Origin of the sequence: Microbulbifer agarilyticus S89, assembly GCF_000220505.1 — a bacterium.
Lineage (GTDB): Bacteria > Pseudomonadota > Gammaproteobacteria > Pseudomonadales > Cellvibrionaceae > Microbulbifer > Microbulbifer agarilyticus_B.
Genome location: NZ_AFPJ01000019.1, coordinates 63,976 through 80,493 on the forward strand (window position 1 = coordinate 63,976; position 16,518 = coordinate 80,493).

At 57.1% G+C, this 16,518-nt stretch carries 13 protein-coding genes; 2 read left to right on the forward strand and 11 right to left on the reverse strand.

Translation table 11 applies throughout. The features are described 5' to 3' along the window. Nucleotides 1–369: 369 nt before the first annotated feature. From AS89_RS18140 to AS89_RS0105655, 10 genes are all read right to left on the reverse strand, one after another. Nucleotides 370–1,698, reverse strand: a complete 1,329-nt coding sequence (locus AS89_RS18140; protein ID WP_010131446.1) for a cyanophycinase — start codon at nt 1,696–1,698, stop codon at nt 370–372. Continuing rightward, on the reverse strand, nt 1,695–2,102 hold the full coding sequence (locus tag AS89_RS0105610; protein ID WP_010131447.1) for a helix-turn-helix domain-containing protein: 408 nt from the start codon (nt 2,100–2,102) through the stop codon (nt 1,695–1,697). Before AS89_RS0105610 ends, AS89_RS18140 begins: the two co-directional genes overlap by 4 nt. A 12-nt stretch (nt 2,103–2,114) precedes the next feature. Next, a complete protein-coding gene (gene iadA / locus AS89_RS0105615; RefSeq protein WP_010131448.1) occupies nt 2,115–3,287 on the reverse strand; it encodes a beta-aspartyl-peptidase in 1,173 nt (390 codons plus the stop codon). A 17-nt stretch (nt 3,288–3,304) separates the two neighbouring features. Next, entirely contained in the window at nt 3,305–4,831 is a 1,527-nt protein-coding gene (yfcC, locus tag AS89_RS0105620) for a putative basic amino acid antiporter YfcC (protein WP_010131450.1), read from the reverse strand. Between the two features lie 81 nt (nt 4,832–4,912). Then, nucleotides 4,913–7,780 (reverse strand): TonB-dependent receptor domain-containing protein, encoded by a 2,868-nt coding sequence (locus tag AS89_RS0105625; protein ID WP_010131451.1) that lies wholly within the window; start codon nt 7,778–7,780, stop codon nt 4,913–4,915. A gap of 734 nt (nt 7,781–8,514) precedes the next feature. Next, nucleotides 8,515–9,930, reverse strand: a complete 1,416-nt coding sequence (locus AS89_RS0105635; RefSeq protein WP_010131453.1) for a Type 1 glutamine amidotransferase-like domain-containing protein — start codon at nt 9,928–9,930, stop codon at nt 8,515–8,517. Between the two features lie 142 nt (nt 9,931–10,072). Further along, complete coding sequence (locus AS89_RS0105640) at nt 10,073–10,381, reverse strand: DUF6122 family protein (RefSeq protein ID WP_010131455.1); 309 nt, start codon at nt 10,379–10,381, stop codon at nt 10,073–10,075. Further along, nucleotides 10,381–11,055 carry a GntR family transcriptional regulator gene (locus tag AS89_RS0105645; RefSeq protein ID WP_010131456.1) on the reverse strand — a complete coding sequence of 225 codons (675 nt, stop codon included), beginning with the start codon at nt 11,053–11,055 and terminating at the stop codon, nt 10,381–10,383. The genes AS89_RS0105640 and AS89_RS0105645 overlap by 1 nt, the downstream gene beginning before the upstream one ends. Nucleotides 11,056–11,139: 84 nt before the next feature. After that, nucleotides 11,140–12,252, reverse strand: coding sequence for a hypothetical protein (locus tag AS89_RS0105650; protein WP_010131457.1), 1,113 nt, complete (start codon nt 12,250–12,252; stop codon nt 11,140–11,142). Nucleotides 12,253–12,292: 40 nt separating this feature from the next. Continuing rightward, entirely contained in the window at nt 12,293–12,733 is a 441-nt protein-coding gene (locus AS89_RS0105655) for a VOC family protein (RefSeq protein ID WP_010131458.1), read from the reverse strand. Between the two features lie 166 nt (nt 12,734–12,899). On the opposite strand from AS89_RS0105655, the gene AS89_RS0105660 reads away from it, so the two are divergent. Together AS89_RS0105660 and AS89_RS0105665 are read left to right on the forward strand one after the other, a co-directional pair. Then, nucleotides 12,900–13,997, forward strand: a complete 1,098-nt coding sequence (locus tag AS89_RS0105660; protein WP_237709636.1) for a hypothetical protein — start codon at nt 12,900–12,902, stop codon at nt 13,995–13,997. A gap of 96 nt (nt 13,998–14,093) precedes the next feature. Beyond that, on the forward strand, nt 14,094–14,885 hold the full coding sequence (locus AS89_RS0105665) for an SIMPL domain-containing protein (RefSeq protein WP_010131460.1): 792 nt from the start codon (nt 14,094–14,096) through the stop codon (nt 14,883–14,885). Between the two features lie 201 nt (nt 14,886–15,086). Here AS89_RS0105665 and AS89_RS0105670 read toward each other — a convergent pair whose 3' ends face one another. Next, nucleotides 15,087–16,409, reverse strand: a complete 1,323-nt coding sequence (locus tag AS89_RS0105670) for a metal-dependent hydrolase family protein (RefSeq protein WP_010131461.1) — start codon at nt 16,407–16,409, stop codon at nt 15,087–15,089. Between the last annotated feature and the right edge of the window lie 109 nt (nt 16,410–16,518).

The following is a 16,518-nucleotide window of genomic DNA, read 5'->3' on the forward strand; positions in this document are numbered from 1 at the left end:
TGCATTGCAGACGGCGCCGTAAAATGTGATCACATTCTAGAGGCAAGACCGGAAGTGGTGCAACCGCTATTCGCAACTCAGTCGCACCTCAGTCGCAAAGAGGCCACCGCCGCACGAATAGCTCTAGCCTAGTGCGGCTCGGCCACGACTAGTTGCGTGGTTTGATACATATAAAGAAGGAAAGCAGCGCGAAGGAGCTCGGGAGCTTAAGTAGAGCGGCGTCCAGAGCCCAAAAGCGGCCATGAACCAGGAAAATGAAGCGGACCGACCGGTCAATGCAGAAGAATGCATGATCCGGTCGGCGAGAGAAAGAAACTAGCCAGATAGAGAAAGAGGCCAGATAAAGAAAGCAAAGACAGTAAGGCAGGATTAGCTAGAAGCAGGCTCCACCGTCACCGCCACAGGCACCACATCCAGCGCAACATCGACGATCGAATACTGGTCTTTGGTGCCAGAACCATAGCGCCAGTACCCACGAGACTGCTCGGTCTGTTGAAACTCAAACAACACGCCCTGCCCTGTCTCATCACTAAAGGCGTAGCGCCGCAACTCGCGTACCTCGCTGTTGTCCAGCAAGGAAAAACCCAACAAGTGGTCCAGGCGCGGGTTCGCCAGAGCGATACCGGCCCCCTGCGTGGCACGATAGCCAAAGGCCTCATTGCCGGATGTTTCGCTACCCCCGATCATTACCTCGCCAGTTTCCCAGGCCAGGGTGTCCCCTGCACTCAGCACACTGAGTCGCAACCCTTTGGCCGCGAACGCGCCCTCCGCTGAGGTAAATTCAGCACCGCGGCCATCGGCCACCACCAGGTTCCCAGCACCCAAAACCTGCATGGTCTTGCGGTCCAGGTTGACCAGCAGCGCGGTGTCTTCATCCACACCATAACCGACCTGCGAAGCCGCCTCAGAAGAGAAACCCAGCGCCCGTATCAGGCGTCCCAAACGCGCTTTGCGATCGAAGTGCTGATCAACAACACCAAAGGGCAGAAAACCAAGACCACGCGCCAGCAGCAGCTGCCCCGACTCCTGACTCTCCATGCCCGCGTATTCCTCAACGCTCGGCAGAGTCAGCGCGCTCAAGGAATCTCCGGCTGCAATCATGGTTGTACTCATAATCGCTGCGCCGGCACTGGTGCCGCCGACCACGGCGCCGCGCGACAACTGCGCACGAATCGCAGTGAGCACCGGGCCATCCTGCCCGTCCGCCCCCAGCAAGGTTCCAGTGATCCGGGTCTGATCCCCACCGACAAACCAAATACCACCAACGTCCGCCAACTCTTCGGCAAGCGCCGCGTCCATGCCGCCATCGCGCCACAAGCTTTCGTCCACCGCTTCTGTGGAGGCATCATCTTTTACTGCGATGGGCAGTACACGAATGTCACCAGCGAAACCAAAATGACGCAGATCATCGGCAAACTGTTGCGCATAGTGTGCAGGTCGTCCGGAGGCCGCCGGTACAATCGCTACATTGGGCAACTGAGCGGGGATGGACTCGATAAACGCCCGATAAACCTCTTTGTTATCGCTTCTGAGCGCCCCGCCCACAATCAACAACCGGCCAGAGTCACTGGCCACGTATGCTGATTCCGGCTGCGTCGATACGTCTTTTTCCAGCACCTCGTCACTCTTGCTGGAGCAACCGGCGCCGATAACCGCAAGCAACACCAACGATAAACGCGCAACACGCCACATATTCATAACCTAACCCCTACCCGAAAATTTTCCAGCTTTGGCGAATCCACACAGAACTGAAGTGCGGCATCGGAAGGTTCCCCGAACATCCGCTCTCCCCGCGGGCTCCGCCCAAAATGTTCTTTAAAACAACGACTAAAATGCGAGGCAGAGCGGAATCCGCATTGCTGCCCAATCGCATCGATACTCTGTTCGCTTTCCAGCAATAGCACGCGCGCATGCTGCAGCCGCAGCTCACGATAAAATCGTGCCGGCAATATGCCCTTAAAACGGCTGAATATGCGCTCCAGTTTTTTCACCGTAATATCCAGATAAGCGGCCAACTCCGCGGTGCGCAGCGGCTCCGCGAGGTTGTTGCACATCAGTGCCAGCGCTTCATCCAGTAACTGTCGATCTTGCCGTATCGCCACAGCAGAACCTCGCTAATCAGAGTGTTGAGCCGCCTGCAACGTCTGGTCGAACAATTGCCAGCGGCCGCGCGCCATTACATGAGTAATCTGGAATCGCTCTGGATCCACCAGCAGCAAGTCGGCATCGCGGCCCGCGGCTATCTGCCCCTTGCGTTTAAGACCGAGCGCCCGCGCCGGGTTGCTGGTGACCGCCTGCAACGCCCGCGACAACTCCAATTTCTCATCCTGCACCGCGCGGCGGAACTCATCGAACAGGCTGGTAATGGCACCCACCTCCAAGTCCTGCAGCTGGCCCAAGTCGCAGAAATTGGTCAGTGAACCCTGTGCGTCTGAGGAAAACGTTAGCTGGTCGATTGGAGCACCCAGCTCGAGCGCCAGCGCCAGCGCCCGGCTCGCGCGCATCTCGCCACTCGCCAGAATCTCTTCGGTGGTCGACGTAGTGAAATCAATGAAGCCACCGGCACAGGCGAATTCCACACCGTGCTCCAGTAGCGATCGATTGCGATTCATATGCGTCGGATAAAACTGGGCGATGGGAATTTCAGAGTTTTCAACCACATCAAACAAGGGCTGCAAACGACCAGCACCATCGCCAACATGCACGCTGACGACACCGCCCTTGCCGCTTAACATCCCAGCGACCCGTGCATCAGCGGCGATGCGCGTCAATTCATCTCGCGTCGGGTGAGACGAACGGTGATCGGAAATCGCCAGCTCACCCACACCAATGATGTTATCGATAAGGATGATGTCCCCGCGCACACTGCCGGTCAGGGTATTCACCGGCACCTGATAGGACCCGGTCTGGATAAAGCACGAAACACCCTGCGCCTCCAGGGACTTGGCCTTGCCGAACAGCTCATTCAGGGTACGGGTGATCGCATCGGTACCCAAGGCACCAACAATCGAGGTAACACCACCGGCAATCGCATCGCGCACATTGAGTTCCGGGGTACGCGAGCCAAAGCCGCCTTCACCACCACCGCCGGTGATATGTACCAGAGAGTCGACAAGACCCGGCATCAACCAGGCACCATCGGCATCCACCACCTGGCCCACGTTCTCAGGCAAGGTCAGATGCTGATCGATCTTTGCCACCCGATCGCCCGCCACTAGCACATCACAGCGGCCGAGACTGCGGGGGGCAAACACCTCCGCATTTTTTATTAGCGTAATTTGAGACATAAAAAACTGCTTAAAAATTAAAAGCCGGAAACGGCTGCAACCAGTACCGCGAGCGACGCGAATAAAAACAGCGCACCTTGCAGCGGCAAGATAAACCGAATCCAAACACCCCAATCCAGACGCGCCGCACCCAGGCAGCCCATCAATGCCGCAGACGTGGGTACCACAATGTTGGTGAGGCCATCGCCCAGCTGGAATGCAAGCACTGCGGTCTGGCGGGTAACACCTACCACGTCCGCAAGCGGCGCCATGATTGGCATGGTCAGTGCTGCCTGACCGGAACCGGAGGTAATAAAGAAATTAAATACGGTTTGGAACGCCAGCATAAACCAGGCGGAAACCGCACCCGATACATCCGCCAGGCTATTGCCCGCCACATGCAAGATAGTATTCAGAATGCTTGCGCCCTGCGGATCATCACCGCCGAGCAGCAATACAATGCCTTTGGCAAAGGCCACCACCATCGCCGCAGGCAGCAACTGTTGTGCACCTTCTTTAAACGCCGCCGCAGCCTTGTTTGCGGTGAGCCCATTTAGCCCAAAGACGATGGAAACCGCTGCGATCACGATACCCATGGTGAAAAACTGGCTGGCGATCTCAGGCAGGAAATAGCTGCGCTCCACTACACCCCAGATCATCCACGCGATGCCCGCACAGAACAGCAGCAGCACCCAGCCATCTCCGCGGACCATGGTTTGCAATGCACTGGTCGACACGGACTTTTCACGAAACACCCGGTCAGAGTCATATGCCAGCGAGCGTGAGGGCTTCTGCTGGATACGACGCGCATAAAAAATGGTGTATGCCGCAAGGCCACAGGTTGCCAGCAACCACAGTGCCATGCGCAAGCCGCTACCCGACATCAATGGAACCCCGGCAATACCCTGGGCGATGCTCACCCCGAACGGGTTCATCCAGGAAGTGGCGAAACCGACCTGCGTCGCAACATAGGTCACCAGTAGCGCGGTAATACTGTCATAGCCCATAGAAACTAGCAGGGGCACAACGATCAGGGTAAAGGGAATGACCTCTTCACCCATGCCAAACACCGCCCCACCCAGGGAAAACAAAAAGCACAGTATTGCCAGGTACAGGTGCCCCGCTTCGCGATTGCGCGCAATCACCTGAAACAGGCCGCGCTCGACAGAGCCACTGGCAAATATCAGGCCGAAGGCACCGCCCGTCAGCAGGATAAATGCAAACACACCGATGGATGCGCCCCACTTGCTGCCGGAAACCATGCCCTCAAAGGCAAAATTCAGAAAACCAATACCCCCGCCCTCTGCAAACAGTGCCAAACCCGCTGGCTCGTCGGATGCCTGTTTGTAACTGGCCGGGTCAATCACACTGCGTTCGACCCCGTTCACCACATTGGTGACGGTATCGAAAGTGCCCGCAGGGATTAAAAAATTCAGCGCAAACGCGACGACGGCTACCCCCAGCAATATCAGGTAGGTATCCGGCATAGCCCAGGTCTTTGGCGCCTGCGACTCCACTGACTCGGAAACGCGGGTGACAGAAGAATTGGTATCGCTCGTTTGCATAGAAATAAACCGCATTAAAAGGATAAGTACCAGCGGGCGCGCAATGCGCGCCCGCTGGGATCAGGTCCTGTGAGACGCCGATCAGAACGCGTAACCGTAGCTCAGGGTGTAGAAACGACCCATGGAGTTATGGTTAAAGTGGTCAACGTTGGCGCCAGTGCCCAGTACCAGCGGCGGCTCCTTGTCGAACAGGTTGTTCACCCGCAGGCTCAACCAGCTGCCGTTGTCGAAATCACGGGCAACGCGGAGGTCGAAGGTCAACCAGCTATCCACCTCAACGTTGCCGTCATCGTCGGCATTCACACGAGAACCGAAGTACTCGTTACCTTCCGTAAACACCGCGGCCAGTACACGGGGATCGGGATCATCCATGTAGCTGTGGGTATAGCGACCAGTCAGCGTGGAAGACCAGTCTTCGTAACGCCAGCGCAGGGCGCTGTTGGCCAACCAACGCGGATAGGTATAGTTACCGGCTTCTTTCACGATACCCAGCGCATCGGACGGCAGCTTGTCGAACTCGTTCAGGTAGGTACCGTCCAGAGTGAAGCGGAAGCTGCCCCAATTGTCGGTATCAAAGTACTGGGTAAACGCCAGATCCACGCCGTTGGTCTTCTGCCAACCGAGGTTGGACAGCTGGAAGTGCGCATCCACGACAAAACCACGATCCACTTCGAGGCCAGGCTGACCAGTCAGCAGCTCACCCAAACCTACCACAGGGAACTCGCCATTCAGCGCGCGCAGGATGAAGTCATCCTCTTCAATTCCAACCAGGTTCTCATGTTCGATATTCCAGTAATCGACGGAAATTTCGGTGTCTTCGGTCGGCTTCAGCAGGAAGCCCGCGCCCCAGGTGGTTGCTGTTTCCGGCTTCAGGTCGTCATTGCTGACGTCCTCTGAAAACAGCGGCTGACCAGAACCATCGGCGTCACCGTCACACGCCTCTGGGGTGACGCTGCAATCGGTACGATAGGATGACAACAAGGTGCCCGCACCGACCTGCGCAAGGGAAGGCGCACGGAAGGAAGTGGACCAGTTGGAACGGAAGGTTATTGCATCATTAAATTGATGACGCAGGGCAATCTTCGGGTTGGTATCGCCACCGAAGCTATCGTAGTGGTCGTAACGCAGGGCGAACTGCAACTCGGTGTTCGCTGCCAGCGGAATCATCTGCTCCATGTACACTGCCCACTGGTTACGTGCGGCGTCGGCAGAAGTGGAGCTGAAGCCCAAAATCGGCTCGGGGTTCAGGGTAGTGGATACCGCATCGCCAGACGGGGTATCCACCACGGATTCACGGCGGAACTCACCACCAAAGGCCACCTGCACAGTACCGGCGGGGAGCTCGATCCAGCTACCAGAGATATTACCGTCAATGGCATACAGGCTGGATGTACCACCGCGTTTTGCGTCGGTGCGGATCAAATCGTCCATCTCTGCAATTTGATCAACCTGACCACCGAAAGGGTTGTACCAGGCAGTGGTTTTACCCAGGTCTTCACAGGTTTCACCCGCGCCAAAACTTGCGCCGGGGCGTACCAGGTCTACGTCCCAGCGGTCTACAACGGAACCGTCGGTACATAGATTACCCAAGCTTGCATTGTAGAAAGCATCTGCCTTGTAGAGTCCGGAAATTCCGCGCTGCTCAGATTCGCTGCGTCCCAGGTTAGCGGCAACTTCCCAGTTCCAGTCGTTCACTTCACCACGCAGGCCTGACACCAGACGCATGGCTTCGCTTTCAACTTCTACCGCACGTGCGTCCGGGAACTTACCCCAGGCGAAAATCGGGTATCCGTAATAATCGCTGAAATCGCTGGTTGGAAAATCCGGGTGGAAGGAGCCTTCCTCAACCAGGTCTGCCTTCAGGGCTTCTGGCCAAAGGGGGCTTTCCGGATCAAACGGCGCACGCGAGAAGTTTGCCGGAGCGGAGGTGCCACGGGACTCACTGGTCTGCAGCATTAGAGTGTTAAACCACTCCAGGTTGTCGGAGATATCATAATTGAATGTGGCTACAACACTGGCACTCTCGTATTCATCCTGAGTCGCGGCAACCGCATTGGTATTGAATTCGCAGTAATCGCCAAACTCGCCGAAACCAAATTGGTCCTCCGGACAGCCGCCGGACGCGGGGCCTTCGGTCTGGTCGTAGAACGCCAGGAACAGGTCATTGAAGCTTGGGTAGACACCCTGCTGACTCGGGCGTACAGAGTTCGCGGTCAACTTGCGGTCTCGGTCGTACATCGCATTGCGGGAGAACAGATCCACCACCACCATGGTGTGGCTGTTTTCACCTTCACGGCCCCAAACCCAGTTCAGGTTGTATTTGCCTTCATCGGTGCCCGCGGTGGAGTTGCCGTGAGTCAGGGAAATTTCGGAACCGTCAAAGTCATCACGCAGTACGAAGTTCACAACACCGGCAACCGCGTCGGCACCGTAGGTGGCCGCGGCGCCACTGGGCAATACTTCTACGCGCTCAATGGCGGATAGCGGGATGGAGTTTACGTCGACAAAAGACTCCTGGCCCTTGGCGAAGGAGCTCACGGAAACGCGGCGACCGTTCACCAGTACCAGGGTGGAGCTGGCGCCCAGGCCACGCAGGGAAACGCCCGCCGCGCCTACCGGAGTGCTACTGGACAGTGCACCGGAAGTGGCAGTAGAGAAAGTGCCGCTGCCGCCGCCAGTCTGGGACAGCTGCTGCAGAATTTCGATGGGAGAGGTTGCACCGGAAGCTTCGATGTCGTCACGATCAATCTGCACGACCTGTACCGCACCTTCGGTGTCCAGCCCCTTGATATGGGTACCGGTAACCACAATTTCTTCAACGGACGCATCCGCACCTTCTGGTGCTTGCTGTGCCATTGCGAATGCACTGCTGCCAATCAGTGAGCAGCCCAGTGCCAGTCGCACCGCCTTACTCAGTGGCGTTTTGTTCAGTTGGGATCTGTTATCCATTTTTTTGCCCTCCAGGAAAAATTCCTGTCTCCGATGGTTGTTTAGTTTTTCTGTGAGATTCGAAATTGCGCACAATGCAAGCATCAACTGTGGACGCTGTAGCCTTGCAGAAGAGTTCTCAGGAAAAACCGGCGGCAATGCAGTGCAATAACCCAAGCGATCGACACCACAGCAACGCGCACGCATTGCCTACAGAGTTCGACAAACTGGATTGGAAATAAGAACGGATAAAACCGACTTATAGCTTCCATGCACCCGCGTACAAATAAGCGGGGCCCCCGGTTAAACCGAGGTGGGGAAGCTACTCGTCAAACCACTCGCTGAGGTAGTAGTTGGAGGAGCAGCGCTCGACAGTAGCAACCTTATTCATTTTGCTCTCAATGCCTTGCACTGTTTATCAAGCACGTATAACTAAATAACGACACTTGAACTCGGGAGTCAGACCGTAGGTTCTGTTGATCCAGATTAATCGTGCCAGAAGCAAAATCAGATCAAATTCCTATCGATCACACACTAATTTTTATCACGATGAAAAAAACCTGTAAAGGTTTTCTGCTGCAGAATTTTATTTACAAGCCGATAGCGCCGGCAGCCGAATAATCTGCGACAACGACGATCGATTTGCGGTGTATCTGCGATATTGAGGGATAGAACTCACTTAAGCGCGCGCCGGGAGGGAACGAATTTCCCTCCCGGCTCACTACCTCAACTACGATGTTGTACCACAGTAATGGTTACTGATAGGGCTGGTTGATATAGAAGTTGTTGGAGCGGCCATCGATACCGATGCGCTTGGGTGTCACATTACTGGCACCGGTGGACAGGTTGAACTGATCATTCTCATTCAGCTTGTAGCGCAATACACCTTCGTAAATTACCGGCTGACCACACTGCGCCTGAGTTCGACTGCTCTGGCCGTCTTCCTGCAGAACATACACACTGCCCGCGCCATCAACCACGCCGCTACCCTCTGGGGTGAAGAAGATCGAAGTGGCCTCATCGACACCAATACCCTGGATCCCCGCAGGCAGACCCGCCATAAAGGCCATCAGGCGGCCCATACGATCGCGCTCGGCAAAATGCGTATCCACGATCACACCCTGCATAATTGCGGTCGTCAGGAAGCCATCAGAGATATTGGTATTTTCGTGGCACAGGTCACTCACCGCCTCGGAGGAGTAGGCACCCAGCACGCCGTCCGGGTCGTAGATATGCTCGGACTGCACAGCCGCACCGGCAGAGGTACCACCCAGGACACCACCACGGGCAATCACTTCGTCCAGGGCCTGCTGCAGCGGGGTGCCCTGCCACTGATTCAGATAATCGGACTGGTCGCCACCGGCAATCCAAACAAACTCGGCAGAGCGCACGGCCCAGGCAACGTATTCGTCATTCGCGTGCTGCTGGCGATCAACAATCAGGGTTTCGACGGAGTCCGCATTGAGCAGGCCCAGTAAATAGTCGTTGTAGCCGTCACTGCCGCTGGTACGCAACACAACCACATCGCCACCACCAATCAAGGGTTCCACGCGACGGGTAAACGCGGCATCGACGTCACTACCGCCGCCCATCACCAGCAAACCGCCGGAAGTCTGGTTTACACAGACATCGGCCTCACTGCCAGTGAGGTATCGGGTCAAACCGCCCGGCTTCGCCGGCCGCGCGCCCACATTGCAGTCGCCGCCTCCGCTGCTCCCGCCGCTACTGCCTCCACTGCTGCTGCCACCGCTGCTGCCACCGCCACTTGTCGGGATGCCGTCAACGTCCAGGGTGTAATCACCACGTCCTTTGTAGCGGGTTACTTTTAAGGTATACAGGCCGCTGCCACTGACGCTGACACTGGCAGTCTCATTGCGCCCGCTCGTCTCTGCGCTGTACAGACGTTGAGACGCGTCATACAAATGCCAGTCGAAATCATCGCCATTGGCGTGACTGAGGGAAATATCCAGATCAGATGGGGTATTTATGTTGAAGTAGTACCAGTCCTGATCCCTGCGGTTGGCAATGTTGCCGGCCACCGTTTGGCTGGAACAAATTGGGCCATCCGCATCAGATTCGGCATCATTCGATTCGGTCTCCGCGGAGACACAGGCCAGTGCGCCGTGACTCATCGCGGAAAGCAAAAAAAGCGGGATAAGTTTTTTCTTCACCTTAGGTTCCTCTATGCGTCGTTATTGTTATCGCCAATCTATGGCTACCGCACAAGATTACCCAAGTGGTCCACCGCGGAAGCGTCATCCGCGGCCAAAGGGAGAAAACAGGCAAGTTAGGGATAAAACAGAACAGTTTCTGCTAGAAACTGCAGTCAAGGGCGTCCAACAACATGTGCGTAATCAGACCAATACCCAGCCAGCGCAGAGGCTTCCACGGTAAAAACATCATTGCGCCGTAGACAGAAATCGGCAGTAATTTATGCAGCGGATGAAAATTAATGCTGCAACGACCCGGGTCGTAAATCGGCGTCGCCAATAAATGGTCGAGATCTACTAGGTTCGCGGCCACCATAAATAACGCGGCCTTTTTCCATTCGTCGCGAAAGAAAAACCAAGCAATCGCGAGGGGAACCAGAAAATGGAGAACAATATGAATGTAACTGAACATCAGTGCGGCATTAACTCTTCAGCAGAAATGGAGCCCAGCCCCTCTTCAATATCCTGGCGAATGGCGGTGCGCACGCGTTGCTCATCCTTTGCCGCGATCGCTTCGATCAAATCCTGATGGCGATCGGGTAATTCCTGCACACCAAAGCGCTGGAACACCAAATGCTGCAGGGGTGCCGTCTGCAACCAAAGACTCTCGATCAACGACAAAATAATATGCGGATGGCCAAGGCGATACAGGGTGAAGTGGAACTCGAGGTTGGCGGCAACATACTCCTGTATGTCGTTTTTTGCCAGCGACTCGGTAACCCGATCATCGAGGCCCCTGAGTGTTTCCAGCTCGGCATCTCCCACCTGCGGTAACGCCTGGGCCGCGGCCTGACACTCGAGCGCCACCCGGGCAGCACAAATTTCGTCCAGTTTCTCCCGCGTCATGCTCGGCACAGTAACGCGGCGGGTATCGGAGAGTTCCAACGCCCGCTCAGAGGTCAGCCGGCGCAGGGCCTCGCGCACCGGCATTGGGCTGCAGTCGAGCTCCGCGGCCAAACCGCGAATCGTAATCGGATTACCGGGTAAAAACTGGCCCCGCAGAATCGCGTCGCGCACTTGGTAGTACACGCGCTCCTGGGTGGTCCGGAACTCTTCCTGCGGCTGAGTAAATTCGGCGTCTTTCACTAGTCTTCCGCTGCTCGTCCGCTGCGCTTGGGCTGTTCGAGCGCCAAGCGTGGCGCATTTGTGAGGTTATCCCTCAGGACTACCTCACGCGGACATTGCCAGCCGGTGAGGCTCTTCATCACTGCCAACCTCGATCAGCTCGTTGGCAATTGCGCCAGTTTGCCACATTTCGAAGAAATCCTCCGCAACCCGTTTGCCCGCTTCGGTCACCGCATTCCAGTACATGAGGCGCTCCTCGGTGGACAGCTTGACGAAATCATCGCGATCCGGGATTTTTCCAAAAGGCAATTTGGCAACCCAAGACGGCGATGGCGCCACCAGGATCACATTGTCCATGGCACCGCCACGCACCCAGCGCCAACGCAGGCTCTTGTCGAACCAGCCGGGGACCATGTACGGGAAGAAATGGGGGTATAACACCAGACCTTCCGGGTGCTCGAACCCGAGATCAAAGTGGTAGTCGGTAATTCCGCCGTCGCGATAGTTGCCCGCAGGCGCCCCGGCGGGGGTCGGTACGCCCGCCATCACCAGCGGGATGGAGCCGCTGGCCAGCACCGCCGGACAAACGTTCTCCGGGTTCAGCGGCGTGTTGACCGTATTCAGGTTACGGAAGCCCACCGCCGGTGCGTCTCCGGCGTGGAAAACCACTCGATCCCAGAATGCCTGCAAGCTGCGACGGCTAACCGCATTGGCCAGCGCAGATGCGAGCAGCGCCGGTGCCAACAGCGCCTTCTTTTCACTGGCCAAAGGCCCGCGCCCGCGCACGGTCACAAAGTGGCTGCGCCACACCGAATTACCGGCAACCTGCGCGGCCCCGTGCTCCCCCAATACCCGGAGCAGGATCTCTTCTCCCTTGGTAGTGATTTCCACGGGCGTCGGGCGCTCACTGGCATAGGTCTGGTTGACGTAGCCATGCTCAAGAACTTCCAGCGCTTCCAGCGGATTGGCGGTGGCGTAGCACATGTTGCGGAAGCTACCGATGGAGGAGCCCAGCGTGGCGATCGGCGTGCTCCGATCGCGGAAAAACTCGCCAATCAACACCCGGTCAAGCTGGCTGATCGCCAGCCACTTGGGGCCACCGGAAGCGCCCACCAGAGTGGAAACCATGCTCTGGTTCAGGCCTTCATCGCGCACACGACGCGCCGCATTGGCGCCGGCAAGTACGACACAGCTGCGGGATTTGTTCGGGTTGGCCATGCTATAGCTCTCTTCTATTTACTGCGAAGACTGGCAGTGGTTACCACTCGCCAGTGTTTTCCATGGAGGCCCAGGGCTCCTGCGGCGGCAAAGCGTCGCCTTTCTGCAACAGCTCAATGGAAATATTGTCTGGGGAGCGCACGAACGCCATATGACCGTCGCGCGGCGGACGATTGATGGTCACCCCCATATCCATCAGGCGCTGACACGTCTCGTAGATATTGTCCACGCGGTACGCCAAATGGCCAAAATTGCGGCCGCCGGTGTAGGTTTCCGGGTCCCAGTTGTAGGTCAGCTCGAGGCACGGGCGCTTGTCGGCGTCGGCGCTGTCTTTATCGCCGGGGGCCGCAAGAAAAATCAGCGAGAAACGCCCCTTCTCATAATCGCTGCGACTTACCTGATACAGGCCAAGCTTGTCGCAATAAAACTCCAACGACTTGTCCAGGTCGGTGACACGCACCATTGTGTGTAAATATTCCACTGCAACGCCTCCTTTGCGGGATTACAATCCCGATACGTCCATTGGGTGACAATCTAGTCACCCCAGAAAAAGTTACCAGAACGAAATGTATCAAAAATACTATCGACATTTTTTGCAGGGGGCCCAAAAAGCCGCCTCTGCGGGCTGCGACCTACCGGTTCTCCATATGGCCTGCCACTCCCACCACTACTGGGCCGACGTGACGCTGGATGCGGTCAACGAGTACTGGCACGACGCCGCCAGCATGGCAGACCAGAAGTGGGACAAGATCTTCTCCGAGAAGATACCTGCCTTCCAGCGCAGTATCGCGCGCACCCTGAACCTGCCAGCGCCAGAGCAGGTCGCCCTGGCCCCGAATACCCACGAGCTGGTTTTCCGGCTGCTCAGTGCCTTCGACCTGAGCCAGCCTGTGCACATCCTGACCACCGATGGTGAATTCTACAGCTTCGCCCGCCAATTGTTACGACTGGAAGAGCTGCCAAATGTGCATGTCACCCGGGTCCCCACCCAACCCTACGCAACGCTGGCCGCCCGGTTTACCCAGGAGCTACAATCCGGCGACTACCAACTGGCCTACGCCAGCCAGGTATTCTTTGATTCCGGGGTCGCATTCCCAGAACTTCTGACACTGGCAGAGCACAAGCCAGAAGCCACGCACATGGTCATCGATGGCTACCACGGCTTTTATGCCCGCCCCACTGACCTCGGAGCCATCGCCGACAAGGTGTTCTATACCTCCGGCTCGTACAAGTATCTGGGCGCGGGCGAAGGCATGTGTTTTATGACCATCCCCCGCGGCTGCCAATTGCGGCCACTGTATACCGGCTGGTTTGCGGAGATGGCCGAGCTGGAAAATCGTGGGGAAGGCGTGGGATTTGGCAACAACTGGCTGCGCTTTGCCGGTGCCACCATCGACTTCTCACCGTTGTACAAGGCACTGGCGGTATTGGAGCTGCACCAGCGAGAAGACATTTCGGTAGATACCATCCACCGCTATGTGCTGAACAACCAGCGGCGCTTCCTCGCGGCCATGGACGCTGCTGACCACCCTACCCTTAACCGCGAGAACCTTATCGCGCACGATCTGGAAAACGGGCACGGGCATTTCTTCACCTTCCGCTGCGGCAGTGCCGAGGGCGCCGAGCAACTGCAGGCTAAGCTACGCGAGAAGAACGTGCTGTGCGATCGCCGGCAGCAATTACTGCGCCTCGGTTTCGCACTCTACCACCCGGAAGAAGAGAGCTTCGAGCGTCTATTCACCTGATGTTCATCTAACTGGCGCAATACTAGTGGCGATTACGCAGTAACTTGAGCCACAGCTACTCACTCAGCAGCCATTGGCAAAGAAAAAGGATTCTCCATGCACAACACGCTTTCCAACACTCGCTCTAGCATTCGTTCCAACACGCGCTCCAACACGCGCTCCAACAGCCGACGCAATTCGATCAAGTGGTTATCCGCTGGCCTGATCGCGGGTCTCGCCATTTTCGCCAGCGGTTGCGGCAGTGATTCCGGCAACCGCCCCAGCGGTACGCTGATTTCGATTTCAGCGCAGGGCGAAGCCAGCCAGGTACCGGATATCGCCACAATTTCTGCGGGCGTGGTCACCGAGGCCGACGAGAGTAAGGCGGCCATGCAAGCCAATGCAGCACAGATGGAACAGGTGATGCAGGCGATCAAAGAGGCAGGCATCGACAACAAGGATGTGCAAACCAGCGGCATCAGCCTGATGCCCCGCTACGATTACCAGCCGAACCGCGAGCGCAAAATCGTCGCTTATCAGGCGCGCAACAGTGTCAGCATCACCGTGCGTGAGCTGGATAACCTGAGTGCGGTGATCGACGCGTTAACTGCGGAGGGGGCAAATCAGATCCACGGCCCGAGTTTCTCCATTGATGACCCGGAGCCTCTGCGGGCACAAGCGCGCGAGAAAGCCTTAAAAATCGCGCAGACGCGCGCAGAAGCCTATGCGGAATCTCTGGGAACCAAGGTTCGCCGGATTGTCAGCATTGCGGAAGGCAGCCACGGTGGCATGCCGCGACCAATGATGCGCGCAGAAGCGGCAATGGCGGATAGTGCCAGCACTCCCGTGGCGCCGGGCGAAACCTCGGTTTCAGTAAACCTGGAACTGGTATTTGAACTGGCTAAGTAAATCCAATAAGAGACCGGAAAATACTTCACGGCCAATGAGAAGTTGGCGGTAGCGGGTGCAACCTTGTGAGACCGTCACCGCCAGGGATGGCGGTGCCGAGCCCCAGGGATGGGTTCACCGCGTGTCTCACAAGGCTGTACCCGCTGGCGCCAACGCCACGACTCCGCTACGAAATGCTTTTCTACGTAATGACGAAAAAAGCTACTCAGGCTGCTTATAGACCTCGCCACCCTTCATCACAAACTGCACCCGCTCGAGGGTGGTAATGTCTTCCAGCGGGTTGCCGACGACGGCAATCATGTCCGCCCACTTGCCGGGCGCAATGCTGCCCAGCTCATCTTCCGCCTGCAGCAACTGCGCCGCATTCCAGGTGGCGGAGCGAATCGCGTCCGCCGGGCTCATACCGCCCTCCACCATCAGGGCAAACTCTTTCGCATTATCACCGTGACGGCTCACCCCGGTGTCGGTACCGTAGGCAATCTTCACGCCCCTTTTGTGCGCGCGACTAAACGTATCCTGAATCAAGGGGCCGATTTTTGCCGCCTTGGTGCGCACCATCTCTGGGAAGAAACCGTCAATGGCCGACTTCTGGGTAACCCAGTCACCCGCAAGCAGCGTCGGTACGTACCAGGTGCCGTTTTTCACCATGAGCTTCATGGTTTCGTCGTCCATGTAGGTGCCGTGTTCAATGGAGTCCACCCCAGCGCGAATGGCCCGTTCCATGCCTTCCTTGCCATGGGCGTGTACCGCCACAGTGAAACCATAGTCTTTGGCGGTTTGCACCACGGCTTCCAGCTCATCCTGCATAAATTGCGGGTTCTGGCCGCTCTTCGCCACACTCAATACACCGCCCGTGGCGGTAATCTTGATCAGGTCCGCACCGTCTTTGTAACGTTGGCGTACGGCTTCGCGGGCACTGGCAACGCCATTGACCACCCCCTCGGCGGGACCCGGGCTGCCCATCAGGCGATGGTTGTGGCCATTGGTTGGATCGGCGTGACCACCGGTGGTGGCAATCGACTTGCCCGCGGTATAGACACGCGGACCCACGATATCGCCGCGATTGATCGCATTGCGCAGGCTCACGGTCACATTGGCACTGTCACCGAGATCCCGCACGGTGGTAAAGCCGGCCTTGAGGGTGCGCTCCGCGGTGTTTACCGAGCGCAGCGTGTAGTCTGCCGGGTTCCAGGTGAAGGCTTCGGTATAGGTGCGGGGCCCGAATTCATAGGCAAGATGGGTATGCATATCCATCAAGCCGGGCAACACCGAGTAAGCACTCAGGTCGATCACCCGCTCGCCTTCGCGCTGGTGAAAGCCGCGTTCGACGGACTCTACCTTGCCGTCATTAATATGAATCGTGCGCTTTTCCATCAGGCGGCCCGTTTCGCTGTCAAACAACCAGCCCGCATGGACCGCGATTTTTTCTGCCTGGGCGAGGGTTGAGAGGGTGAGCAGGGTCAACCCGAGCAAACCACTGATAAGGCGCTTTACCGCAAGAATTGTGTGCTTCAGAGTGATCATGTTAATCCCAGAAACTTCGGGGTCGATGGTGCCATGCCCCGGATTTATTGGTTTTCAAATGGGGTGTTTACTACCCAATCCCGCAATTTAACGTATTTTAACGCCATAA